At 68.3% G+C, this 24,776-nt stretch carries 21 protein-coding genes and 1 other RNA gene; 13 read left to right on the top strand and 9 right to left on the bottom strand.

Annotated elements, in window-relative coordinates:
- Positions 1-117 precede the first annotated feature (117 nt).
- A complete protein-coding gene (locus OHT21_RS28850; protein WP_033328281.1) occupies positions 118-309 on the bottom strand; it encodes a hypothetical protein in 192 nt (63 codons plus the stop codon).
- Between the two features lie 258 nt (positions 310-567).
- Between OHT21_RS28850 and ftsE the strand changes: the two genes are divergently transcribed.
- From ftsE to ssrA, 5 genes are all read left to right on the top strand, one after another.
- Positions 568-1,257 carry a cell division ATP-binding protein FtsE gene (gene ftsE / locus OHT21_RS28855; protein WP_328771202.1) on the top strand — a complete coding sequence of 230 codons (690 nt, stop codon included), beginning with the start codon at positions 568-570 and terminating at the stop codon, positions 1,255-1,257.
- A 38-nt stretch (positions 1,258-1,295) separates the two neighbouring features.
- Positions 1,296-2,213, top strand: coding sequence for a permease-like cell division protein FtsX (gene ftsX, locus OHT21_RS28860; protein WP_328771203.1), 918 nt, complete (start codon positions 1,296-1,298; stop codon positions 2,211-2,213).
- Positions 2,214-2,280: 67 nt separating this feature from the next.
- A complete protein-coding gene (locus tag OHT21_RS28865) occupies positions 2,281-3,492 on the top strand; it encodes a S41 family peptidase (RefSeq protein WP_328771204.1) in 1,212 nt (403 codons plus the stop codon).
- Positions 3,493-3,510: 18 nt separating this feature from the next.
- Positions 3,511-3,990, top strand: a complete 480-nt coding sequence (gene smpB / locus OHT21_RS28870; protein ID WP_328771205.1) for an SsrA-binding protein SmpB — start codon at positions 3,511-3,513, stop codon at positions 3,988-3,990.
- Positions 3,991-4,254: 264 nt separating this feature from the next.
- Positions 4,255-4,643, top strand: a transfer-messenger RNA (tmRNA) gene (ssrA, locus tag OHT21_RS28875).
- Positions 4,644-4,749: 106 nt separating this feature from the next.
- Here ssrA and OHT21_RS28880 read toward each other — a convergent pair.
- The 7 genes from OHT21_RS28880 to OHT21_RS28910 form a co-directional block, all read right to left on the bottom strand.
- Positions 4,750-5,991: an MFS transporter gene (locus OHT21_RS28880; protein ID WP_328774257.1), complete on the bottom strand. Its 1,242-nt coding sequence runs from the start codon at positions 5,989-5,991 to the stop codon at positions 4,750-4,752.
- A gap of 199 nt (positions 5,992-6,190) precedes the next feature.
- Entirely contained in the window at positions 6,191-6,406 is a 216-nt protein-coding gene (locus tag OHT21_RS28885) for a FitA-like ribbon-helix-helix domain-containing protein (RefSeq protein WP_328771206.1), read from the bottom strand.
- 59 nt (positions 6,407-6,465) lie between these two features.
- Entirely contained in the window at positions 6,466-7,470 is a 1,005-nt protein-coding gene (locus OHT21_RS28890; protein ID WP_328771207.1) for a LacI family DNA-binding transcriptional regulator, read from the bottom strand.
- Positions 7,464-9,737 (bottom strand): alpha-xylosidase, encoded by a 2,274-nt coding sequence (gene yicI / locus OHT21_RS28895; RefSeq protein ID WP_328771208.1) that lies wholly within the window; start codon positions 9,735-9,737, stop codon positions 7,464-7,466. Before yicI ends, OHT21_RS28890 begins: the two co-directional genes overlap by 7 nt.
- A 22-nt stretch (positions 9,738-9,759) precedes the next feature.
- A complete protein-coding gene (locus OHT21_RS28900) occupies positions 9,760-10,584 on the bottom strand; it encodes a carbohydrate ABC transporter permease (RefSeq protein ID WP_328771209.1) in 825 nt (274 codons plus the stop codon).
- On the bottom strand, positions 10,581-11,546 hold the full coding sequence (locus tag OHT21_RS28905) for a carbohydrate ABC transporter permease (RefSeq protein WP_328771210.1): 966 nt from the start codon (positions 11,544-11,546) through the stop codon (positions 10,581-10,583). The genes OHT21_RS28900 and OHT21_RS28905 overlap by 4 nt, the downstream gene beginning before the upstream one ends.
- On the bottom strand, positions 11,543-12,838 hold the full coding sequence (locus tag OHT21_RS28910; RefSeq protein ID WP_328771211.1) for an ABC transporter substrate-binding protein: 1,296 nt from the start codon (positions 12,836-12,838) through the stop codon (positions 11,543-11,545). The genes OHT21_RS28905 and OHT21_RS28910 overlap by 4 nt, the downstream gene beginning before the upstream one ends.
- Before the next feature lie 377 nt (positions 12,839-13,215).
- Here OHT21_RS28910 and OHT21_RS28915 point away from each other — a divergent pair, with 377 nt between their 5' ends.
- Together OHT21_RS28915 and OHT21_RS28920 are read left to right on the top strand one after the other, a co-directional pair.
- On the top strand, positions 13,216-14,073 hold the full coding sequence (locus OHT21_RS28915) for a calcium-binding protein (protein ID WP_328771213.1): 858 nt from the start codon (positions 13,216-13,218) through the stop codon (positions 14,071-14,073).
- A gap of 634 nt (positions 14,074-14,707) precedes the next feature.
- On the top strand, positions 14,708-16,120 hold the full coding sequence (locus OHT21_RS28920) for a cytochrome P450 (RefSeq protein ID WP_328771214.1): 1,413 nt from the start codon (positions 14,708-14,710) through the stop codon (positions 16,118-16,120).
- Between the two features lie 186 nt (positions 16,121-16,306).
- On the opposite strand, the gene OHT21_RS28925 is transcribed toward OHT21_RS28920, so the two are convergent.
- Positions 16,307-17,710: an MFS transporter gene (locus OHT21_RS28925; RefSeq protein WP_328771215.1), complete on the bottom strand. Its 1,404-nt coding sequence runs from the start codon at positions 17,708-17,710 to the stop codon at positions 16,307-16,309.
- 95 nt (positions 17,711-17,805) lie between these two features.
- Here OHT21_RS28925 and OHT21_RS28930 point away from each other — a divergent pair, with 95 nt between their 5' ends.
- The 6 genes from OHT21_RS28930 to OHT21_RS28955 all read left to right on the top strand — a co-directional run bounded on the left by OHT21_RS28930 (position 17,806) and on the right by OHT21_RS28955 (position 24,630).
- Positions 17,806-18,798 carry a LysR family transcriptional regulator gene (locus OHT21_RS28930; protein ID WP_328771216.1) on the top strand — a complete coding sequence of 331 codons (993 nt, stop codon included), beginning with the start codon at positions 17,806-17,808 and terminating at the stop codon, positions 18,796-18,798.
- Positions 18,799-19,092: 294 nt separating this feature from the next.
- Positions 19,093-20,067, top strand: coding sequence for a hypothetical protein (locus OHT21_RS28935; RefSeq protein ID WP_328771217.1), 975 nt, complete (start codon positions 19,093-19,095; stop codon positions 20,065-20,067).
- Entirely contained in the window at positions 20,067-22,286 is a 2,220-nt protein-coding gene (locus OHT21_RS28940) for a glycosyltransferase (protein WP_328771218.1), read from the top strand. Before OHT21_RS28935 ends, OHT21_RS28940 begins: the two co-directional genes overlap by 1 nt.
- A gap of 248 nt (positions 22,287-22,534) precedes the next feature.
- Complete coding sequence (locus OHT21_RS28945) at positions 22,535-23,998, top strand: acyltransferase family protein (protein WP_443050677.1); 1,464 nt, start codon at positions 22,535-22,537, stop codon at positions 23,996-23,998.
- Positions 23,999-24,027: 29 nt separating this feature from the next.
- The gene (locus OHT21_RS28950) at positions 24,028-24,261 is read left to right on the top strand and encodes a hypothetical protein (RefSeq protein ID WP_328771219.1); all 234 of its coding nucleotides are present in this window, start codon (positions 24,028-24,030) and stop codon (positions 24,259-24,261) included.
- 93 nt (positions 24,262-24,354) lie between these two features.
- Positions 24,355-24,630, top strand: coding sequence for a hypothetical protein (locus OHT21_RS28955; protein WP_328771220.1), 276 nt, complete (start codon positions 24,355-24,357; stop codon positions 24,628-24,630).
- Positions 24,631-24,776: the final 146 nt, after the last annotated feature.

Here is a 24,776-nt window from a genome sequence, read left to right on the forward strand (position 1 = left end):
GAGAAGGGCTCGGAGTCCAGTACAGGACTCCGGGCCCTTCACGTCGTTACACGTAATGCCGCTTGCCATATGTGCCGTACGAGCTGATATGTGCCGTACGAAATACCTCGCCGCTCGCTACGCGGTCTGGTGCGCCAGCAGGGCCACGGCCGCGATCAGCACGGCCAGCAGCGCGATGAGCGCCATGGGGTTCAGGCCCGCGAACGGGCTCTCCTGCTGCAGCCGCTCCCTGTTGGCACGACAGACAGGGCAGCGGCCTTCATTCACGGGCGCGGCACAGTTCGCGCACACCAACCGGTCGTACGTCATGCGCTCGCCCTCCTTGCACCGGTTCCACGTAGACAACGCACTCAACGCTCTCAGGAACGAGAACGTTCCCCTCCACTGTGCCAGGTTCCCCGGATTTAGGCTCGCGTCCCCTTATCCTTCGCGGTCCCGGCGCTTTCAAGCCCTTCCCATGTACGACAAAACGTGCAACTCTCGCGCAACCCCGACCGGCGACTGCACCCGCCCACCGGGTTCGCGTATGGTCACGCTCACCTACCCCCGCTGACTCGTGGTGCATCCGTGATCCGATTCGACAACGTCTCCAAGGTCTACCCAAAGCAGACCCGCCCCGCACTCAGGGATGTCTCCCTGGAGGTCGAACGCGGCGAGTTCGTGTTCCTGGTGGGCTCCTCCGGCTCCGGAAAGTCCACCTTCCTGCGGCTGATCCTGCGTGAGGAGCGCGTCAGCCACGGCCAGGTCCACGTCCTGGGCAAGGACCTCGCGCGCCTGTCCAACTGGAAAGTGCCGCACATGCGCCGCCAGTTGGGGACGGTGTTCCAGGACTTCCGGCTGCTGCCGAACAAGACGGTCGGCGAGAACGTCGCGTTCGCGCAGGAGGTCATCGGCAAGTCCCGCGGCGAGATCCGTAAATCAGTGCCCCAGGTGCTCGATCTTGTTGGGCTCGGCGGCAAGGAGGACCGGATGCCGGGCGAACTCTCCGGTGGTGAGCAGCAGCGCGTCGCCATCGCGCGCGCCTTCGTCAACCGGCCGAAGCTGCTCATCGCCGACGAACCGACCGGAAACCTCGATCCGCAGACCTCCGTCGGCATCATGAAGCTGCTCGACCGCATCAACCGGACGGGCACCACCGTCCTGATGGCGACCCACGACCAGAACATCGTGGACCAGATGCGCAAGCGCGTCATCGAGCTGGAGCAGGGCCGCCTCGTCCGCGACCAGGCACGCGGCGTCTACGGCTACCAGCACTGACGACCGACAGGCTTCACGGAAAGGCTTAAGCAGACGCCATGCGCGCCCAGTTCGTTCTGTCCGAGATCGGTGTCGGTCTCCGCCGCAATCTGACGATGACCTTCGCGGTCATCGTCTCCGTGGCCCTCTCCCTCGCCCTGTTCGGCGGTTCGCTCCTGATGAGCGATCAGGTCAACACGATGAAGGGCTACTGGTACGACAAGGTCAACGTCTCCATCTACCTCTGCAACAAGAGCGACGCGGAGTCCGACCCCAACTGCGCCAAGGGAGCGGTCACCACCGAGCAGAAGAAGCAGATCGAGAGCGACCTCGAGAAGATGTCCGTCGTCGACACCGTCGCGCACGAGACGTCGGACGAGGCGTACAAGCACTACAAGGAGCAGTTCGGCGACTCCCCGCTGGCCAGCTCCCTCACGCCGGACCAGATGCAGGAGTCGTTCCGCGTCAAGCTGACGGAGCCGGAGAAGTACCAGGTCATCGCCACCGCCTTCGACGGCCGTGACGGTGTGCAGTCCGTGCAGGACCAGAAGAGCTACCTGGACAACCTCTTCGAATTGCTCAACGGCATGAACTGGGCGGCCCGCGCGGTGATGGCGATGATGCTCGTCGTCGCGCTGATGCTGATCGTCAACACGGTGCGCGTCTCGGCGTTCAGCCGCCGCCGCGAGACCGGCATCATGCGTCTCGTCGGAGCCTCCGGCTTCTACATCCAGGCGCCGTTCATCATGGAGGCCGCCGTCGCCGGACTCATCGGCGGTGGTGTCGCCTGCGCCTTCCTGCTGATCGCCAGATACTTCATCATCGACCACGGTCTGGCCCTGTCCGAGAAGCTGAACCTCATCAACTTCATCGGCTGGGACGCGGTCCTCACCAAGCTGCCGCTCATCCTCGCCACGAGTCTGTTGATGCCGGCGCTTGCCGCGTTTTTCGCGTTGCGCAAGTACCTGAAGGTGTGACGCATGCCAATGGGGCCGTACTGCCAACGAGGCGTACGGCCCCTTGCGTTGTCCTAGACTCACCGGCATGTCCGGCCGCGACCTGTTCTGTCCGCCCCGCCGTATCCGCCGCGGGGCGGCCCTGACGTTGGTCTTCGCGAGTGTCCTCGCCACCGGTGCCGCGACCGGCTCGTTCGGCGCCTCCGACCAGAAATCGTCTGCCCAGGGAGCCCGTACGGCGACGGTCGGATCCGCCGGATCCGCCGACTCTGCGGGGTCCGCCGACTCCGGGGGGCGCCAGGAGGACGTCGCCGACGCCGCCGCCGAAGCCATGGCCGACGGCAAGTCGCCCGTGGAGGCGGCCGAGCGCGCCGTGAGCCGCAGCGGCGACCGCTGGGGCGCGGTGTACTCCCCGGGGGAGTACGAGGAGTTCGAGGAGGCCCTCGACGGCGCGTACACCGGCGTCGGCCTGGCCGCCCGGCGCGAGCGTGACGGACGTATCGCGGTGGCCCGCGTGCGGGACGGTTCGCCCGCGGACGCCGCGGGGATCCGCAAGGGCGACCGGCTGCGCAGCGTCGACGGCGAGCGCGTCGACGGCCGGCCGGTGACCGAGGTCGTCTCCTTACTCCGGGGCGACGCCACCGACGCCGCCGCCGGTACGGCCGTCTCCCTGGGCCTGGAACGCGGCACGCGCGCGTGGACCGAGACGGTGCGCCGGGCGAGGCTGTCCACGGAGTCCGTGACGGTACGGGAACTCGCCGGCGACGTCACCGTGATCAAGGTCGCCGCCTTCACCAAGGGCTCCGGCGAACTCGTACGGGCCGCTGTCGCCGAGTCCGCCACTGGCGCCCGGATCGTCCTCGACCTGCGCGGCAACTCCGGCGGCTTGGTCGCCGAGGCCGTCACCGCCGCCTCCGCCTTCCTGGATGGCGGCCTGGTGGCGACGTACGACGTACGCGGCGAGCAGCGCGCCCTGCACGCCGAGCCGGGCGGCGACACCACCAGACCCCTGGTCGCGCTCGTCGACGGCGGCACGATGAGCGCGGCCGAGCTCCTCACCGGCGCCCTGCAGGACCGTGGACGTGCGGTCGTCGTGGGCTCCAGGACCTTCGGCAAGGGCTCGGTCCAGATGCCGAGCCGACTGCCGGACGGTTCCGTCGCCGAGCTGACCGTCGGGCACTACCGCACTCCCTTCGGGCGGACCGTCGACGGCAGCGGCATCAGCCCCGACCTCGAGGTCGAGGAAGGCGTGCTGGAGAGGGCCGAGAAGGTATTGAGTGGCCTCGGGGACCCCTCGTAGTGCGAAAATGGCCGCACTATGGCTAAGGAAAAAGGGCGCAAGCTGATCGCGCAGAACAAGAAGGCGCGGCACGACTACCACATCCTCGACACGTACGAGGCCGGTCTGGTCCTCATGGGCACCGAGGTGAAGTCCCTGCGCCAGGGCCGGGCGTCGCTGGTCGACGGGTTCGTGTCCCTGGAGGGGCACGAGGCGTGGCTCTACAACGTGCACGTCCCCGAGTACAGCCAGGGCACGTGGACCAACCACAGCGCCCGGCGCAAGCGCAAACTCCTGATGCACCGCGAGGAGATCGACAAGCTGGAGCAGAAGTCCCAGGAGACGGGCCACACGATCGTGCCCCTCGCCCTGTACTTCAAGGACGGCCGAGCCAAGATCGAGATCGCACTGGCGAAGGGCAAGAAGGAGTACGACAAGCGCCAGGCCCTGCGAGAGAAGCAGGACCGGCGGGAGACGGAGCGCGCGGTGTCGGCGGTACGGCGGCGGCAGCAGGCGTAAGCGCTCCGCTGGGAACACGGGCCGAAGCTGCGGGTCCGTCGTGGCTGGTCGCGCCCACGCGGCGGGGCCGCATATGTGACAGCCCCGCGCCCCTGAAGGGACGCGGTACAGCACCGGACTTCGGTAAGCCGCCCTTAGCGGGCCACCCGGGCCCCAGGCCCCGGGAATAGGTTGGCACCGACGCGCGTTGGTCACGTACGATGGCTGCTGCACCCCACAGCGGGTGCGGGCCCCCTTCTCGGAGGGGGATTGAAAAATCAACATGGGGATGATCGGTTTCGACAGCGGATGTCGAAGCAGGGGAAGCGAGCCGAGGAAGCGGCAATGATCTCGTTAACCATATGTCGCAACCAATAATCGCCAATACTAAGCGCGATTCCCAGTCCTTCGCCCTCGCTGCCTAATAAGCAGTGAGTGAAGGACCCTTAATGGGTGTCAGCCCGGGGGTGTTCCCGACCCGGACCCTGGCATAATCTAGGGAACTAAACCGTCGAGCCCGGTCACGGGGCTCGATGGGAAATCAAACAGTGACTGAGCCCGTCGGAGACTTGTTCGCGAGATCTCCGGGGCTGAGAAAAGCACAGCGAACTGCGCTCGGAGAAGCCCTGGTTCTGCACCGTTGGACGCGGGTTCGATTCCCGCCATCTCCACAAGCGTCTGGGGGGCATGCCCCCCAGACCGCCTCACCCCATGTGAGACGAAGGCCCGGTGGTCATGACGACCACCGGGCCTTCGTCGTTTCCGGTCACACTCTTCCGGTCACGCCCGTTGCTCTACGCGCTTCAGGCCGCGCACGGCTGGGATGGCCAGCAGCAGGGCGCAGGCGACGAGCGCCATGGACGCGGACACGTACAGCAGCGGCACTGTGCCCGCGACGACCGCGAGCGGCCCCGCCACCGCCTGCCCGACTGGCTTCATCACCAGCGAGCCGGCCGCATCGTAGGCGTGCACCCTGCCGAGGACGTCCTGCGGGATGTGCGTCTGCACGCTCGTGTGGAACATGACGATCCAGAACGCCATGCCCACGCCGCTCACCCCGTAGCACCCGGCGATGAGCGGCGCGGGAAGGCCGAGAGCGACTCCCAACGGCATGAGTGCCCAAAGGATCATGGAGAGGGCGCCGGCCCGGAGCGGATACCGCGGACGGAGTCTGATCGCGACGATCCCGCCGAGCACACTGCCCGCCCCGAGGGACGACATGACCAAGCCGAACGTCGATGCTCCGTAGTCGGTGACCAGTGTGCTGTTGCCGAGGGTCATGGTGGGACCGGCGCCGGCCAGCTGCCAGAGCATGAAGACGACGATGACACTCCACAGCCAGGTCCTGGCCCGGAACTCCCGCCACCCCTCGACGAGATCGGCGCGGAACGATGCTTCGCCGCCCCGCCCGGCCGGGCCCATCGGGACCGAGCGGAGCAGGATCAGGCAGGCGCCGCTGACCCCATAGGTCAAGGCGTCGAGGGCGATCACCGCTGCTGGAGAGGAAACCACCAGCAGCAGACCTGCCAGCGACGGGCCGATCACGACGGTCATGGACTCCGAGATGCGGAGTGTGGCGTTCGCCTTCTGCACGTCCTGAGCTATGCGCGGGGTGATGCTGGCGACTCCCGGCTGGAAGATTGCGCCACCCGCCCCGACCAGGGCCAGCAGCACCAGGATCTGCCACAACTGCGGCGTACCCAGCAGGAACAGCAGCGCGAGCAGCGCCTGAAAACACAGCCTTGTCGTGTCTGAGACGACCATCAGCCGCCGGGCGCCGAAGCGGTCGGACATCACGCCGCCAAAGATGATCAGTGCCGCGAACGGCGCTACCAGCGCGGCCAGTGCATAGCCCACCCCACTCGCCCCGTATCCCGCCCGGATCACGGCGGCCGTGATCGCGACGGGGAGCATCGCGTCGCCCAGCAGAGAGGTGGTGCGGGCGGCGAAGAACAGCCGGAAGTCCGCCGTCCACAGCGGCAGATCAGACGAGTTCCCCTTGGCTTGCAGGTCACGGGCCATGTCCGAGCCAGCCACCGCTCACCGTCCCGCGTACGCCGTCGATCCCGACCAGGGCGACACTCTCGTACCTCGGCCGTCCCTCGGTCAACGGAATATGTTCGGCCATGCTGTGGGTCGGCAGCCCGCGCTCGGCGAGTGCGGGCTGCCCCCTCGGCCTCGAGAACCTTGGGCGGGCTGCCACCGCGCTGGGCGAGGACGTTCAGTGCCGTCGCTCACCGGGCACGTCGGTGTCGGTGAGGTCGACGCCAGCTGTGTGGCGCATGCGTTCAGCCAGTTCCGTGTTGGTCGGGGTGGTCGCCTCGCGGGTGAGGAGCTCGAGGATGTATGCCTGGAGGCTCTTGCCCTCTTTGGCGGCTCGTTTCTTCAGGGTGGCCAGAATGTCGTCGGGGACATCCCGGATCACGATCGATGGCATGCCGGCAGTTTTGGCAGCGGATGCCGGCAAACTGCTGGCATCCGCTGGTGTGGGCCCCTTCAGGGCCGCCGCCCCGTGCTCTCCCGCACCGTCAGTCGCGGCGGTAGCAGTGTCGCCTCCGGTGCGGAGGCCCCGCCCAGCTTCTTCATCAGCAGTTCGACGGCTCCGGCGCCGACCTCGGCGGAGGGTATGGCGACCGAGGTGACGGGGACGCGGACTCGGGCGGACAGTTCGTCCGGGCAGATTGCTGTGACGGAGAGGTCGCCGGGGACGCGTAGGCCTAGTTGCTCGAAGGCGTCTATGAGGGGTTCGACTATGGGCTCGTTGTGGACGACCACTCCTGTCAACGCTGGGCGTTCTCGCAGGAGTTGCTCGGCGACTTGGCGGGCTGCCGCGGGGTCCGCCTCGCAGGGGTGTACCGAGGAGGACAGGCCGTGCCGGTCTGCCGCCGTGGTGAAGCCTCGTACGACTCGCTGGGCGAAGCCCGTCTCGCGTACGTACACCTCGGGCGGGGAGCCCACCAGGGCGATCACCCGGTGGCCGAGGCCCGCCAGGTGCTCGACGCAGACCTCGCCCGCCGCCTGGAAGTCCAGGTCGATGCAGGTGAGCCCGTCGGGCTTGGCGGGGAAGCCGATCAGGACCGAGGGGCGGTCCAGGGCGCGTAGCAACGGCAGCCGACGGTCGTGGAGTTGGACGTCCATGACGATGAGCGCGTCCACGAGTGCTGTGTCGGCGACCCGTCTCAGCCCCTCCTCGCCCTCCTCCTGGGTGAGCAGCAGTACGTCGTGGTCGTACCGGCGCGCGGTCGTCACCACGGACACCGCGAACTGCATCACCACCGGCACATGGATGCCCGCCCGCAACGGCACCACCAGCGCGAGAACGTTGGACCGGCTGCTGGCCAGCGCCCGTGCGCCCGCGTGCGGCCGGTAGCCCAGTTCGCGGATGCTGTCCTCGATCCGCCGCCGGGTCTCCTCCGAGATCGGGCGCTTGCCGCTCAGCGCGTACGAGACGGTGCTGGGGGAGACCCCCGCGTGCCGCGCCACGTCGGTGATCTTCACCATGTTCCTTCCCGTTCCGGGGAGTTCAGTTCCAGCGACAGAAATCCGGTTCCGGCCTTCGCCCGCACCGTCCGTCCGCCGGCCGACAGTCCCCACGGCGCCGCGGGATCGCTGGACGAGGCCCGCAGCGTGTCCCCCTCGCGTACGACCGTGAACATCACGCCGTCCACCGGCACCGTGACCTGCGCGCCGCGTTCCAGGCCGTACGTGTGCAGGGTGACCCCGTCCGCGTACGGATAGTCGGCCCGGTCCTCGACGGCCCCGACCGGAATCACCGCACCTGGCCTGACCAGCAGCGGAACGCTCGAGAAGCCGTGTTTCTCGCGCACCCAGCGCGGCCCGGTCACCGTCTGCCCGCTCAGGAAGTGGGTCCAGGTGCCCTCGGGGACGTAGTACGACACGTCTCCCTCGTCGGAGAACACGGGCGCGACCAGCAGATCGGGCCCGAGCATGTACTGCCGCTCCAAGTGCGCGCACCCGGGATCGTCCGGGAACTCCAGGACCATCGCCCGCATCATCGGCACCCCTTCCGCGTGGGCGGCGCGGGCAGCCTCGTACAGATACGGCATGAGGCGGAGCTTGAGCCTGGTGAACAGGCGCAGCACGTCGACGGCTTCCTCGTCGAACAGCCACGGCACGCGGTACGACGACGAGCCGTGCAGCCGACTGTGCGAGGACAGCAGGCCGAAGGCGATCCACCGTTTGAAGAGCGCGGGCGTCGGCGTGCCCTCGAAGCCGCCGATGTCGTGGCTCCAGTAGCCGAAGCCGGACAGGCCGAGGGAGAGTCCGCCGCGCAGCGACTCCGCCATCGACTCGTACGTCGCCTCGCAGTCGCCGCCCCAGTGGACCGGGAACTTCTGGCTGCCGGCCGTCGCCGACCGGGCGAAGACCACCGCTTCCCCCTCCCCACGGTGCTTGCGCAGCACGTCGAAGACGGTGCGGTTGTAGAGGTACGTGTAGTAGTTGTGCATCCGCTCCGGGTCGCCGCCGTCCGCGTACGCCACGTCGAGCGGGACCCGTTCGCCGAAGTCGGTCTTGAAGCAGTCGACGCCCTGTGCGAGCAGTGCCTCCAGTTTCGAGGCGTACCAGTCGCGGGCGGCCGGGCTCGTGAAGTCGACCAGCGCCATGCCTGGCTGCCACAGGTCCCACTGCCAGACGCTGCCGTCCGGTTTCTTCAGGAGATGCCCGAGGGCCCGCCCCTCCGCGAACAGCGGGGAGCGCTGCGCGATGTACGGGTTGATCCATACGGAGATGTGCAGTCCGCGTTCCTTCAGCCGCTTCAGCATCCCCTCCGGGTCGGGGAAGACCCGCGGATCCCACTGGAAGTCGCACCAGTTGAACTCGCGCATCCAGAAGCAGTCGAAGTGGAAGACGGATAGGGGGAGTTCGCGCTCCTCCATGCCCTCGATGAAGGAGGTGACCGTCTCCTCGTCGTAGGAGGTGGTGAAGGACGTGGACAGCCACAGGCCGAACGACCAGGCGGGCGGAAGAGCCGGACGGCCGGTGAGTGCCGTGTACTTGCGGAGGATGTCCTTGGGTGTCGGCCCGTAGATGACGTAGTACGTCAACTGCTGTGTCTCGGAGCTGAATTGGACCCGTGACACCGTCTCGGAGCCGACCTCGAACGACACCCGCCCCGGATGGTCGACGAACACGCCGTAGCCCGCGTCCGTCAGATAGAACGGGACGTTCTTGTACGCCTGCTCCGTGGCCGTGCCGCCGTCGGCGTTCCACATGTCGACGACCTGGCCGTTCTTGACCAGGGGCCCGAAGCGCTCGCCGAGCCCGAAGACATGCGTGCCCACCCCGAGGTTCAGCTGCTCCCGCAGATAGTGACCGTCCTCAGCGTCCCGCATGATGCCCATGCCCTTGCGGCCGCTGCTGGTGAGCGTGCGGCCGTCCGCGAGGAAGTCGATGTGCCAGGGTCCCCCGCGGGAGACCTTGACGGAGAGGGCGCCCGAGGTGAGGGTCGCGTACTCGTCGTCGTACGAGGCCGTCGCCGGAACCTCCTCTTTGTTCACCTCGAACTCGGGGCCGCGCGGCTCCTCGCCCTCGAAGTGCGTGAACGTCACGCCGATGACATCGGGCATCGGCGCATGCGCGCTGATCGTCACGACCGGTCCCTTCAGCAGGTCGCCGCGGTGGCGGATGGGCTGGGTCGGCGCGTGGATCTCCAACGTGCCGTGTTCGGCGGTGACATCGAGGACCTCGACCGGATGGGCCGCGGTCACGCCTTCGCGCAGCAGCCAGTAGCCGTCGCTGAACTTCACCGGCACACCCCTTAGTTGACGGTCATTTGACGGCACCCGCGGCGATGCCGCGGGTGAGCGTCCGCTGGAAGAGGAGGAAGAAGACGATGGCGGGCAGTACGCCGAGGAGGGCCGCCGCGTTCGTCATGGTGGCGTCCATCAGGCGCTGGCCCTGGAGGACACCGAGCGCGACCGACACCGTCTGGTTGTCGTTGGAGATCAGCATGACCAGCGGCAGCAGGAACTCGTTCCAGGTCCAGATGAAGAAGAGGACGAGCAGTACACCGATGGTCGGGCGGCTGACGGGGACCACGATCCGCCACAGCACCTGCCACTTGTTCGCCCCGTCGATCCGGGCGGCCTCGATGATCTCGCGCGGGAACTGCCCGAGAATCGACGACAGCAGATACGTACCGAAGGCCGCCTGGATCACCGTGAAGACGATGATCACGCTCAGCCGGGTGTCGTAGATGCCGGCTTCCTTGCTCAGGTAGTAGATCGGGTAGACCAGCGCCTCCTGCGGCAGCATGTTCGCCAGCACGAAGAAGGCCAGCACCCAGGTACGGCCCTTGATCCGGCCGATGCCGATCGCGTACGCGTTGAGGACGGAAAGGACGGCGGCCCCTACGGCCACACTCCCGCTGATCAGGACCGAGTTGACGAGCTTCTGCCCGAAGTCGACGCGCTCCCAGAAGTCCTTCAGGCCGTCGAGGTAGAGGCCTTCGGGGAGGCTGAGGGGGCCGTTCGCCGAGTACTCGGCCGGGGATTTCACCGCGTTGACCGCGACGATGAGGAACGGCAGCACCATGAAGGCGGCGGCGATGACGAGGGCGACGAGGACGGGATAGCGGCGTATGACTGTCGTCATCTGATGAGCCCTTCCTCGGCGTCCTCCGCGCGGGTCTGGAGCTTGAGGCCGATCAGGGCCAGCGCCAGGATGATCACGGTCAGTACGGTCGAGATCGCGGCGCCATAGCCGACCTGTGTCTTCTCGAAGAACGTGGTGAAGGAGAAGTACGAGGGCACATTGGTCGCCCCGCCGGGCCCGCCCTTGGTGAGCACGTACACCGCGCCGAACACCTTGAGCGCGGCGATCGTGCACCAGAGCAGAACCACGTAGATCTCGGGGCGGATCTGCGGCAGCGTGATGTGCCAGAACCGCCGCCACCATCCCGCGCCGTCCAGCTCGGCGGCCTCGTACAACTGCGGGTCCACGCGCTGGAGTCCGGACATGAAGACGACCAGCGGGAAGCCGATCTGCACCCAGACCATGACGCCCATGACGCTGTAGAGCGCGAAGTCGGGGTCACCGAGCCAGTCCTGCTGGAGGCTTTCGAGACCGATGGCCTTCAGCAGCTCGTTCAGCGAACCGTTCTCCGGCGCCAGGATCCAGCTCCATACGATGCCCGCGACCGCGATCGGCAGCACCTGCGGGAGGTAGAAGCAGGCGCGCAGTACGGCGGCCGTCCGCGTCCCGAAGTGCTTGCCGACGTAGTCGAACAGGGCGGCGGCGAGGACGAGTCCGATGACCGTCGGTACGGCCGCCATGGCGACGACCATGAAGAGGCTGTGCCGGAAGGAGGCCCAGAACTCGCTGTCGTCCATCAGCTCGCGGTAGTTGGCGAGCCCGGACCACTCCGGGGAGCCCACGCCCTGCCAGTCGGTGAAGCTCACGCCCGTGTTCATCAGGAACGGCACGACGACGACCGCGAGGAAGGCGAGCGCTCCGGGGAGCAGGAAGAGGGCGTACGAGTCACGGGGGCGGCGCGGGGGCCTGGGGCCGGAGTCCTTTTCGACGACCCGCCCGCCCCGTTCGACGGTCACCGTCATTGCTTCGGTACGGCCTTGTCGTACGCCTCCTGAAGTGCCGTCAGGTAGTCGTCCGGCGACCCGCTGCCCGTGATCAGCTTCTGTGTCTCGGAGACGAGGACGTCGTAGAAGCCGGGGACGGGCCAGTCGGGATAGAAGGCCAGGCCGTCCCTCTCCGACAGGGTGTTGAAGTCGCCGATCAGCTTCTTGGCCTTCGGGTCCGTGATGGCCGACGCGTCGGCGGCGACCGGTACGCCGCCCTTGTTGCCCAGCAGGTTCTGGATCTCCTCCGACATGGTGATGTCGATGAAGTCGTACGCGAGTTCCTTGTTCTTGGCGCCCTTGGGTACGACCCAGAGGTTGCCGCCGGAGCCGAGGGTCAGGTCCGACTCGGGCCACAGGAACGTGCCCCAGTCGAATTTGTTCTCCTCGGCGAAGCGGCCGTACCACCAGCTGCCGGAGAACAGGATGGGGTGCTCGCCGGAGATGAAGGCCGTGCCCGCGTCCTCCGCCTTCGTGCCGCTGGACTTCTTGCTGATGTAGCCCTTCTTCACCCAGTCGGCGAAGGTCTCCGCGCCGTACGTCCAGGCCTCGTCGTGGAAGTCCGTCTTGCCCTTGTAGAGCTCGTACTTGTCGACCCAGGCGCGGTCGGCCTTGGTAAGCGCGAGCTGGTAGAGGTACTGGTGGGCCACGTACTCGGCGCCGGCGTTGGCGAGCGGGGTGATGCCCTCGTCGACGAACTTGTCCATGGCGGCGGTGAGTTCGGCGAGGGTGGTGGGCTCCGCGATGCCGTGCTTCTTGAAGAGGTCCTTGTTGTAGAAGACCATCGTGTACTCGGCGTAGTTGGGGATCCCGTACCAGTTGCCGGAACCCATCACGCCCTCGGCGCTGTACTGGCTGGTGGTGCGCACGCCGGAGCTGAGCTTCTTGTCCCAGCCGCGCTTGGTGGCTTCGCCGGTGAGGTCGGTGAGGAGGCCCTGCTTGGAGAGGAGGCCGGCCGTGGCGTTGCCCTTGTTGTACTCCATGAGGTCGGGGGCGTCGTCGGAGTTGAGGACCATGGGGGCGGTCTTCTGGATCTGCTCGAAGCCCTTCTCCTCGAACTTCACCTTGACGCCCGGATGCGTCTTCTCGAACTCCTTGATGGCCTCGTTCCAGGCCACGCCCATGGCGCTGTTCGGCGCTTCGTAGTGCCACAGTCTGAGGGTCTTCCCGTCGGACGACCCGCTGTCCGAGTCGCCGCAGGAGGCCAGGAGCAGGGCTCCGCTCAGGGCTGCCGCGGCTGCCGCCGTCTTACGCCTTCGTGCCGATAACACCCAGTGCCTCCAGGGGAGTTGGATGGCTCACTGATCTGGTCCTGATCCGGTCCTGATCCGGTCCGGTGGGCATCACGCAGCGGTCGTCGAATCGATTCGATGCGTGATGTCGAAGCGCTTCGACGGGGCAAGGTATGTGGGGGCTCGGGGCGCGTCAATGGGTGGGTCTGGATTAGGGTGAAGTGGAGGTGGGGGTTTCGGTCGTGCGGGGTCGGCTGGTCTCCGGTGAACGGCGGCTCAACGGATCTCAAACTTCTGTGCCGTGGGCAACTAAGTGGTGGGCCTGGGGGGTCGTAGGTGGTTGTTGGGGCTTTTTGAAGCCCGACTGACCTCAACTGACCACAACTGACCACGACTTGCCTCACGGAGGCCATGAAATGTTGCGTTCTCACCTCGTCAGCCGCCGCGTGTTACGTACCGCCACGACGCTGACACTGGCGCTCGGTGCCGGGCTGGCTCTGCCGACCGCCCTGGCCACCACGGCCGGTGCCGCGACGCCGGCGGCCACCGCCGTAGTCAACTTCGACCGTGAGGTCTCCTATACGGCCGCCGCCGGCCAGACCAACCAGGTGACCGTCACCGAGTCGCGCACCGGCGCAGAGCAACTCACGTTCGTCATCGATGACAGCGTCCCGATCGAGGCGGGCACCGGCTGCGCCCATCCGGACAGCGCGGACGACACCAAGGTCTCCTGCACGGTTGTCATGCTGGACAGCCAGAGCCCGTACAACGCCCTGCTGATGGACCTCGGCGACAGCGACGATGTCGTCAGCTACCACAACAACAGCGACCAGGCCTTCTACACCAACGACATCGAGCTGGGCGCCGGCAACGACGAGCTGACCGACTTCGGCAGCGTCGACGCCAACTTCGTCTCGGGCGGGGCGGGCGACGACACCATCACGGTGCTCGAGAACGGGGTTGCCTTCGGGGACGAGGGCAACGACACGATCTACGCAAATGGCGACCGCGCGATCGCCGCCGGTGGCGCGGGCAACGACCTGCTCCGGGGCGCCGGGGGCGACCAGACCCTGCAGGGCGACGACGGCCACGACAAGATGTACGGCGGGGACGACGGCGACCATATGGAGGGTGGCCGGGGCAACGATGTCATGTACGGGGAGGGCGGCCCTGACTTCATGTGGGGCAACTCCGGCGACGACGAGCTGTACGGGGGCGCCGACACGGACACGCTCTCCGGGGGCCCGGGCAACAACATCGTCGTGCAGGACTGACGCTTCTCGTTGACGTGGGGACCGCCCGCTTCTTTGCCAGTGTCGTGCTTCCACGGCCCGAGTAAAGGGCGCTTCGCTGCGCTTCGCTGCGCTTCGCTGCGCTACGCGTCGGCTGGCGCCGATCGGCCTTCGGCCGACCCTTGACACGGGCCGCGCAAGCACGGGTGAGAAGCGAGCGGGCGGTCCGGAAGAGTGGGGGTCCACCGGGTGCAGCTGCGCTGAGGTGGCGTGGTCGGTGGACCCTCGGCTCGCGGGCGCGAACGCGTCTCGCCGGCACGCCGGGTGGGTTTGGCGGCTCGCGGTGAGTGGGGTGGGTTTGGCGGTTTTCGGTCGTTCGCGGCTTAGGTCGGTGGGGCGGGGCGCGCCGCTGGGACGGGTGCCGTTTCGGGGTGCGCGGTCCCAGAAGGGACGCCGCGAGGGGCGCGCGCGTCCACGGATGCGGAGTGCACCAGGTGCCCAAGGGGGAGGTAGGGGGAGGCAGTTCAGCGAATGTGACACCTTGACCCCAAAGTGTCACATTTCGCTGCCAGTTACCCGGGGGTGAGGTCCACTCGCCAGAGGGCTTCCTCAACTGGCCTTGTGCGCAAGACTATTGGGGTTCGGACGTGCGTACGACCATGGAAGGCGGCGGATCATGGCGACCGTGATCGCGAGCGTGCAGGCGCCGATCGTGGCGGGAACGCCACTGTTCGGGTCGATGAGCGAGCTGTTGAACGATCCGCTGGCGGCGTATCTGCGGGCGCGGAGCCGGTACGGCGACGTGGTGCGCTTCCGCGCCGGGCCGCCGGGGCTGCGGCGGAACCTCTACGCGGTGTTCTCGGCCGAGGGCGCGCAGCAGGTTCTGGCGACGCAGGCCGCCGACTTCCGCAAGGACAACGTCGTCTACGAGGAGCTGCGGGAGTCCATCGGCAACGGGTTGCTCACCAGCCAGGACGACACCTACCTCCGCCAGCGCCGCCTCATCCAGCCGCTGTTCACCCGCCGCCGGGTGGACGGCTACGCGCACCAGGTCGCCGACGAGGCGGCGGCCGTGGCCGAGGCCTGGCGCGAGGCGCCCGGTGGAGCGCTTGAACTGGTCGGTGAAATGCGCCGGTTCGCACTCCGCATGGTCGGCCGGATCCTGTTCGGGACGGACGGGGAGAAGGCGTCAGAGGTAATCGAGCGCACGATGCCCCTGCTCCAGGAGTACTCACTGAAGCGGGGTATGGCACCCGTCAAGCCGCCTCGTACGTGGCCCACGCCCGCCAACCGCCGCGCCGGGCGCCACCAGGCCGAACTGTTCGCGCTCTGCGACACCATCATCGAGAGCCGCCGCGGCGGACCGGGCGATGCTTCGCAGGACGACACCGGGGGCGACGGCACCGAAGACCTCGTGACCCTCCTCGTCCGTGCCGAGAACGCCGAAGACGGCAGCCTCGACGCCGCCGAACTCCGCGAACAGGTGCTGATCTTCCTGTTGGCCGGCCACGAGACCACGGCCACCGCGCTCGCCTTCGCCCTGCACCTCCTCGCCCGCCACCCCGAGCAGCAGAAGCGCGTACGGGACGAGGTGGACCGCGTGCTCGGCGGCCCCGGCGGGCGGGCGCCCACGGCGGCGGACATGGCGGAGCTGCCGTATCTGACGATGGTGCTGAAGGAAGCGATGCGGCTGTATCCGTCCGCGCCCGTCATCGGCCGCCGCGCGGTCGCCGACGCGGTGATCGACGGCGTACGCATACCGGCCGGCGCCGACATCCTGGTCAGCCCATGGGTCACCCACCGCCACCCCGACTACTGGCCCGACCCGGAGCGCTTCGACCCCGAGCGCTTCACCCCGGAGGCGGAGGCGGGCCGCCCGCGCTACGCCTGGTTCCCGTTCGGGGGCGGACCACGCGCCTGCATCGGACAGCACCTGTCGATGCTGGAGTCGGTGCTGGGGCTCGCGGTACTCCTCCAGGCCTACGAGTTCGAGGCCACGGACACCGGAGAGGTGCCGCTCGGCGCGGCAGTCACCCTGATACCCAAGGCCCCCGTCCGCTGCCGGATCACACCCCGCTCGAGGCCTTAGCGGATTCCGCGGAACCGTGCCCTCGCCGACGGCGCCGCGAAACCCGCGGCCATCAGCGTCGAGAGCCCCTGACTCGCGAACGGCCACGAGCCGGCCGACCGCGACCGCGTCACCCGGTCTCCCGCCGACGGGAGGCGCAGATCCAGACGGTGGCGGGCCGCCGGCTGTCCTGGGCGGCCACGCAGTTCACCGAGCTGCTGGTCGCGCTGTTGTGAGAGAGATCAGCAGAGCGACCGCCGCTGCGGTGACCGGGACGCCGTACCCGGCCTCGGCCGACACCCGCTCCACCACCCACCCACCGGCCGCCGAACCAACCGCGATCCCGCCCAGCAGACCCGTCACCGCCAGCGTCATCCCCTCGTTCAACCGGCCCTCGGGCGTGCGGTGTTGGATCAGGGTCATGGCTGTGACCATCGTCGGTGCCGTTGCCATTCCGGCCACCAGCAGCGCACCGGCGAGGGCCAGCAGTGAGCCCGTGAGCGCGGCGGCCAGTAGCGGGCCCGACATGAGGACGGCCATCGCGGCGAGGGTCCACGGGTAGCGCCGCTCGGCCGGTCCCGGTGGCTTCAGCGCCCCGTACAGCAGACCGGCCGCGCACGAACCGGCCGCCTGGAGCGCGATGATCACGCCCGCCGCCGACCTGTGCCCCTGTGCGTCCGCAAACGCGATCGTGACCACCTCCATCGACCCGAAGACGGCGCCGGTGGCGAGGAAGCCGATGAGGAGAGGGGGCATGCCGGGTGCGCGTAGAGGAGATGCGGCGGCCGTACGAGGACGCCCCCGCACCGGCGGTTCCGTGGTCCGCTGGGACGCGAAGAGCAGTACGCCCGTCAGCAGCAGCACCACCCCTACCAACGTGCCCGCCTCCGGAAAGAACGTCCCGCACAGGAACGCCGCCAGCACCGATCCGAGCATGAAGCACAGCTCGTCCGCGGCCTGTTCGAAGGAGTTCGCCGTATGCAGGCCGGCCGGATCGCCCTTCAGCAGGTGCGCCCAGCGAGCGCGGGACATGCCTCCGGTGTTGGGCGTCGTGGCCGTCGCGGCGTACGCGGCGAAGAGCGTCCAGTCGGGCGCCCCGTATCGCACACAGAGCAGCAGCGCGAGCGAGCCCAGCGCCGCGATCGCCGTCGCGGGCACGGCGATTCGCGCCTGCCCGTAACGGTCGACCAGCCGTGCCGTCCAAGGCGCGACGACCGCCGTCGCCGCGAGGCCGGTCGCCGTGACGGCGCCGGCGAGGGCGTACGAGTCCCGCGCTCCCGCGATCATGATGACGGCGCTGATGCTGAACATGCCCATGGGGAGGCGGGCGATCAGATTTCCGATGGTGAAGGCGAGGGTGCCGGGGATCGTGAAGAGGCGGCGGTAGGAGTCGGCTGCGCCGGACTTCCGACTCGGGCCGGGCGCCTTCCGCCTCGGGCCACGCGCCTTCCGCCGGGGCGCGAAGTCGGCGGCCACCAGGCTGTCGGCGGTGACGGTGAGGACGGTCGTGGGGCGAGTTGTCGTACGGCGGTCTGGCCCACGGGGGTCTGGGGCACGGCACTCCGGCGCACGGCGGCCTGTCGTACGGCGGTCAGGAGACTGTTGCGGCATGGATCAACCGTCGTCGGTGCCCTGACCAGCGGTCCAACACCTACTTCGGGCGGATTCACGCACCCGGGTTGTGAGTTCAGTTGTAAGTTCGGCGGATGCCGTCCTCTCCTGGCCCCGGTGCGGTCGACCCCCGCCTCCTCCGCGCCTTCCTCACCGTCGCCGAAGAGCTGCACTTCACCCGCGCCGCAGCCAGGCTGTACGTCGCCCAGCAAGCCCTGAGTCGCGATATCCGGCGCCTGGAAAGGGAGTTGAAGACGGACCTTTTTGTACGCAATACCCGGCGGGTCTCCCTCACCGCCGACGGTCAGCGGCTGCTCCCATACGCCCGCCGTGTGCTGGAGGCGCAGGACGCGCTGCTGGCCGAGTTCGGGCGGGCCGCGGACGACGGGCAGCGGCCCCTGCTCGTGGATGTGAACAGCCCAGGCCTGGTCGGCGAGCGCATCCTGCCGCGAGCCCGTGAACTCGCCCCCGACTGCGAGCTGATGGCCCGTTTCGAGAGCGGCCTCACCGGCGCCGCGGCCGAACTGCTCGCCGGCCGGCTCGACGCGTCCTTCGGCCGGTTCGCGGGACTGGACCCGGCGATCCGTACGCGACTGGAGCAGCAGCCCGTACGGTACGAGCCGATGGCCGTCCTGCTGCCCGAGGACCACTACCTCGCTGACCTGGACGTCGTACCCTTGGAGGCGCTCGCGGGGGAGTACGTCTACGCCGGCGCCGGCAATCCCCGTACGCCCGAGTGGACCGACCTGGCGCGGCAGCTCTTCGAGGGGCGCGGTATCGAGATCGCGCCGCCCGCGCCGCTCGCCGTGGGGACCCAGGAGTTCCAGCGGATCATGGCGAAGACGCGGAATCCCGTACTCGTAGTGGTGGATTTTCCGGCCATGCCCAAATCGATACGTAAGCCTCTCGTCGACCCCGTGCCCCTGTCGCCTGTGTCACTCGTGTGGAAAAAGGGGCTGCAACACCGGGGGTTGGAGGCCCTCAAGGCCGCCGCCGCGGAGCTGGCCGAGGTGGAGGGCTGGCTTCGGCGTCCGGCCGGTGCATGGATTCCGGCCACCGATGAGCTCGTCATGACGCAATCTGCCTGACACGTGGCACTCACACAACCCCCATGTGCGCTACATTCGTGGGCCGGGTGCAGTGTGGTAATAGGGGGGCGCCTGGATCGGGTGGGGGCTCGATCCGGACAAACAAGTACGTAGTGCCCGGACTCGTACGCGCCCGATCGGTCCCGTGGGGGGATTTACGTGCGCGTGGAGAAGTGGCGGGAAGACGCTCAACCGGCTGGAACGGATACCGGCCAGCCGGACAAGGGTGAAGGCTATCCGTCGACCCGTGTGGCTGCGGGGGATTCGTTTCATGGTGGTTCTGGCGATATATCCATGCCCAAACAGCGAGATGGCCGAGACGGCGACGACAACGAGCCGGACATAGCCGGCGCGCAGCCCAGTGACAGGGACAGCGCGCAGGACGTGGACGGCGCGGATGACGTGGACGGCTCGCAGGACAGAGACGGCGCGCAGGACATAGCCGGCGCGCAGCCGGCGGGCCCCGTCCCGCGCCCGGGCGAGACCCAGCAGTTCTTCGCCCTGCCGGAGACCGCGACGGAGCATCACCATGACCCGGACGAGGTCACGGTCCAGCTCGACGTCGTCGGCCCGCACATGGAGGAGTGGCTGGTCCAGCAGGCCAAGAGGCCTCGGGGTGGTCAGGGCGTCCAGGAGGGTGCGGACGGTCCGGTCTTCGTCGACGAGACGGGCCGGCGTAGCCGCCGTTACCGCCGTATCGGCATGGCCGTCGGCATGGCCTGCGCTGTCTACGCCGTCGTCATCATCGTCACGCTGCTGTCGGGCAACTCCAGCGCGCCCTGGCTCCCGGTGCCGGGCAAGGAGGACAAAAAGCCGGCCGGGCAGGTCGACTCCCCGTCGTTGCCGCCCGCGTCCGCGGAACCGTCCGCCCCGGCGAACCCCCCGTCCGGGCTGAGCCCGCAGCCCACCGACCGTACGTCGTCCCTGCCGGACGTCGACCCCTCGCCGAGCAAGTCGGTCAAGCCCACGAAGTCGGTCAAGCCCACGGAGTCGGACGAGCCGACGGACCCGAGTACGAAGCCGGACCCGGACCCGACGGCGTCGGACGACCCCCCGGCCGATCCGCCGGCTGATCCGCCGGCCGATCCGCCTGCGCCGGACCCGGACACGACCCCGTCGGACGACCCCCCGGCCGATCCCCCGGGAGGCGGCTCCGACCCGGTCGCCGCCCCGCCGGCGGTCGGTGGCGCTACGCCCGTAGACCCGGTCGGCGTCTTCGACGTCATCGAGCAGCCCCCCGCCCCGTCTTCTCCGGAGATCAACCTCTGATGGCACTCCGCTCCAGCCGTCGCGGTGACGCACCAGCCTCCGGCGCAGTACGTCGTCGTCGCCTGCCCCTGCGCTACCTGCTGCCCTCGCTCGTCCTCGTCGCCCTGATGGCGATGCTGATGCTGCGCGGCTTCGTCCACAGCGAGATCCTCGCGGACTACCGCGTCAACACCCCCGCGGCCAACGACCGGGTGCCCCAGGAGGTCCTGAAGGGCGGCCCGGTCATCGACACGCGCCCCGGTGGCGGCGACGGCCGGGACGACGTACTGGACCGTCGCATGGTCCTCACCTTCGACGACGGTCCGCACCCCGAGTGGACGCCCAAGATCCTCGACGTGCTGAAGAAGCACGACGCGCACGCGGTGTTCTTCATCACCGGCACCATGGCCTCGCGCTATCCGGACCTCGTCCAGCGGATGGTCGACGAGGGCCACGAGATCGGCCTGCACACCTTCAACCACCCCGATCTCTCCCTCCAGTCACAGCGCCGCATCGACTGGGAGCTCTCCCAGAACCAGCTGGCGCTCGCGGGCGCCGCGGGCATCCGTTCCTCGCTCTTCCGGCCGCCGTACTCCTCCTTCGCCGACGCCATGGACAACAAGTCCTGGCCGGTCACCGAGTACATCGGCAGCAAGGGCTACATCACCATCGTCAACAACACCGACAGCGAGGACTGGCGCAGGCCGGGCGTCGACGAGATCATCCGCAAGGCCACGCCGAAGGGCGACAAGGGCGCGATCGTCCTGATGCACGACTCCGGTGGCGACCGCTCGCAGACCGTGGCCGCGCTCGACACGTTCATCCCGCAGATGAAGGACAGGAAGTACGAGTTCGAGAACCTCACCGAGGCTCTCGGCGCGCAGAGCGCCCACACCAAGGTCACCGGCCTCGAGCTGTGGAAGGGCAAGGCCTGGGTGTACGCGGTCCAGGCCTCCGAGCGGATCACCAGCGTGCTCGTCGTCGGCCTCGCGATCATCGGTGTCCTGGTCTTCCTCCGCTTCGGCCTGATGCTCCTGCTCTCGGTCGTCCACGCCCGACGCGTCCGCCGCAAGGACTTCCGCTGGGGCCCGAGCGGACCGGTCACCGAACCCGTATCGGTGCTGGTTCCCGCGTACAACGAAGCCAAGTGCATCGAGAACACGGTGCGTTCACTGATGGCCAGCGAGCATCCCATCGAGGTCATCGTCATCGACGACGGTTCGAGCGACGGCACGGCCCGCATCGTGGAGGGCCTGCGCCTGCCGAACGTACGCGTCGTGCGTCAGCTCAACGCGGGCAAGCCCGCCGCCCTCAACCGCGGTATAGCCAACGCCCGTTACAACATCATCGTGATGATGGACGGCGACACCGTCTTCGAACCGTCGACCGTGGGCGAACTCGTCCAGCCCTTCGCCGACCCGAGCGTCGGCGCCGTCGCCGGCAACGCGAAGGTCGGCAACAAGGACTCCCTCATCGGCGCCTGGCAGCACATCGAGTACGTGATGGGCTTCAACCTCGACCGCCGTATGTACGACATCCTGCGCTGCATGCCGACCATCCCCGGCGCGGTCGGTGCCTTCCGCCGCTCGGCCCTGGAACGCGTCGGCGGCATGAGCGACGACACGCTCGCCGAGGACACCGACATCACGATGGCGATGCACCGCGACGGCTGGAAGGTCGTGTACGCGGAGAACGCCCGCGCCTGGACCGAAGCCCCCGAATCCGTCCAGCAGTTGTGGTCCCAGCGCTACCGCTGGTCGTACGGCACGATGCAGGCGATCTGGAAGCACCGCCGCTCGATCATCGAGAAGGGCCCCTCGGGTCGCTTCGGCCGCGTGGGCATGCCGCTGGTCTCGCTGTTCATGGTGGTGGCACCGCTGCTGGCTCCGCTGATCGACGTGTTCCTCTTGTACGGCCTCATCTTCGGCCCCACGGGCAAAACGATCGGCGCCTGGCTGGGCGTCCTTGCCATCCAGGCGATCTGCGCGGCGTACGCCTTCCGCCTGGACCGCGAACGCATGACACACCTGATCTCGCTGCCGTTGCAGCAGCTTCTGTATCGCCAGCTCATGTACGTGGTGCTCTTGCAGTCCTGGATTACGGCCCTGACCGGCGGCCGGCTGCGGTGGCAGAAGCTGCGGCGTACCGGGGTTGTGGGGTCGGCGCCGGGTGGGTCGGTTCCCGGTGCGGTGCCTGGGCAGCGGGTGGCGAGTGGGGATGAACGGAGGCCGGTGGGATGACGCCGGGGTATGGGGAAGGGGCGGGTGCGGGGGAGGGCGCTGGGGCGGACGCGTCGCCGTACGGGGACTCGCCGTACGGGAACTCGCCGTACGGGAACTCGCCGTACGGGAACTCGCAGTACGAGAACCCGTACTGGACGTCGTATGAGGAGACGTACGGGCAGTCGAACGGGCCGTCACACGAGGGGGCGTACGGGCAGTCGCATGGGGTGATGCCCGGGCAGGCGTACGGGCAGTCGCATGGGGTGATGCCCGGGCAGGCGTACGGGAATGGACACGTCCCGCAGACTCCCCAGGCTGCCCAGGTTCCCCAGGCCACGCAGGCGATTTCGCAGCAGAGGGTGGATGAGACCCAGCCGCTGCCGGAGGTGCCGGAGGAATGGGCGGGGCCGGCTGGGCCGGTGGGGCCGACGGGGCGTACGCCCGAGGCGGCCTCGTCTGTAGCCGCCGCCGAGTCCCCGTCCCGTACCAAGACCGAGCCGCCGTCGGCCAAACCGTCCCCGCCCTCGGGCCGCGACCGCTACCTCGATCTTCTCCGCTCCATCGCGCTGGTCCGCGTGGTCGCCTACCACGTCTTCGGCTGGGCCTGGCTGACGGTCGTCTTCCCCTCCATGGGCGTGATGTTCGCGCTGGCGGGCGCCCTGATGGCGCGCTCGCTGAGCCGCCCGGCGTGGGGCGTGATCCGCGGCCGTATCCGCCGGCTGCTGCCGCCGCTCTGGGCGTTCAGCGCGGTGGTGCTCGCGATGCTGTTCGTGGGTGGCTGGAACCCGTCCAAGGACGACGGCGCCCTGGGCTGGCTGGGCCTGGTCAACTACGTCATCCCGATCGGCGCCCCGCCCTACCCCTGGCAGATCGGCTCCGAGTCGGGCTTGCTGGAACAGACGTGGGCGGTCCAGGCGGCGGGCCCGCTGTGGTACCTGCGCGCGTACCTGTGGTTCGTGATCGCCTCGCCGCTGCTGCTGTGGGCGTTCCGCCGAGTCCCGTGGGCAACGCTGCTGGCTCCGCTGGCGCTGACGGCGGTGGTCGGTACGGGACTGGTCTCGATCCCCGGCGAAACGGGCAACGCGGTCACGGACTTCGCGGTCTACGGCAGCTGCTGGATCCTGGGCATGGCCCACCAGGAGGGCGTATTGAAGGAGATCCCGCGCTACGCGGTGGTCTCCGTAGCCTCCCTCTTCATGGCCTTCGGCCTGTGGTGGGCCTCCGGCCACCTGGGCCCCGACGGCTGGAACCTGAACGACATCCCCCTGGCCCAGGCGACCTGGTCCCTGGGCTTCGTAGCGATCCTGCTCCAGTACTCCCCGTCCTGGGCCTCCTTGCCCGCCCGCCTGGCCCACTGGGACAAACTGATCACCCTGTCCAACAACCGCGCCGTAACGATCTACCTCTGGCACAACCTCCTGATCATGGCCACGGTCCCGCTACTGGACGCCTTCTACAAACTCCCGTTCATGGACGACCGCTTGTCCAACGCGTTGAGCACGACGTACACGCTGTGGATGTTCGTCCTGGTGTGGCCGTTGATCGGCCTGATGATCGTGGGCGTGGGGTGGGTCGAGGACCTGGCGGCCAAGCGGGGGCCTCGGCTTTGGCCGGATGGGGCGAAGAAGGCGGGGAAGGGGAAGAGGGGCGGGGGTCGGGGGCGGTCGTCGGGGTCGGGGCCACGGTCTGGGTCTGGGTCGGGGTCGCGGGGGCGGGCCAGGGCGCGGTAGCTGCAGCGGTATCGCAGTAGGTTCGTGCCATGGCGGACACGACACGGATCACAGTGACGCTGCCGACCGAGCAGCTCACCGAGCTCAAGAAGCTCACGGACAACATCTCCGGGTATGTCGCCGAAGCCGTGGCGCGCCAGATACGTCACCAACTGCTGGGCGCCGACTTGCTTCGCCACCAGGAGGAGCACGGCGCCTTCACCGAGGAGGAGCTGGCGGAGGCTCGCTCCAGGATCTGCGGAACGACGGACGCCGACGGGTAGGCGAGCACGGCGTGTGAGTTCGCCCCAACCGGGTTTTCCCTTTGCGATGAGGGACGTCTCCCGGGCCTTCAGCGAACCCTCTAGGGTCGCCGTGTGACGTGGAGCGAGGCGGAGTACTCCGAGTATCTGCAGGACGAGCGGCGTCGTTATGCGTGGGTGATGTGGCGGCACGGTGGCCTTACACCGTCGGAGGCCCGGGCCGCGGCCGTGAAGAGCTACCCCTATGAGCCGATCGATGCGCCGTTCCGTGGGCTTGTCTTTCATGACGAGGCGTGGCATTGGGCGATGCTGAAGATTCACGGGCATGGGTACACGCTGGAGCTGCCCGAACTGGTCGAGCCGTCAGCCGAGTACAGGGCTCTGGACTGACGACGCTGAGCCTCTGTCCGCTCCGCCTCCGCTTCTGAGCTGAAGCGGCTCTTGGACCGGTGAGCCTGCCATCGCCTGGCCGGCCCATCGTGCGATAACTTCGCTAACGCGTACGGTTGTTGCTGAGGCGGGCGTGACGGGGGATG

This window comes from Streptomyces sp. NBC_00286, assembly GCF_036173125.1.
Classification (GTDB): domain Bacteria; phylum Actinomycetota; class Actinomycetes; order Streptomycetales; family Streptomycetaceae; genus Streptomyces.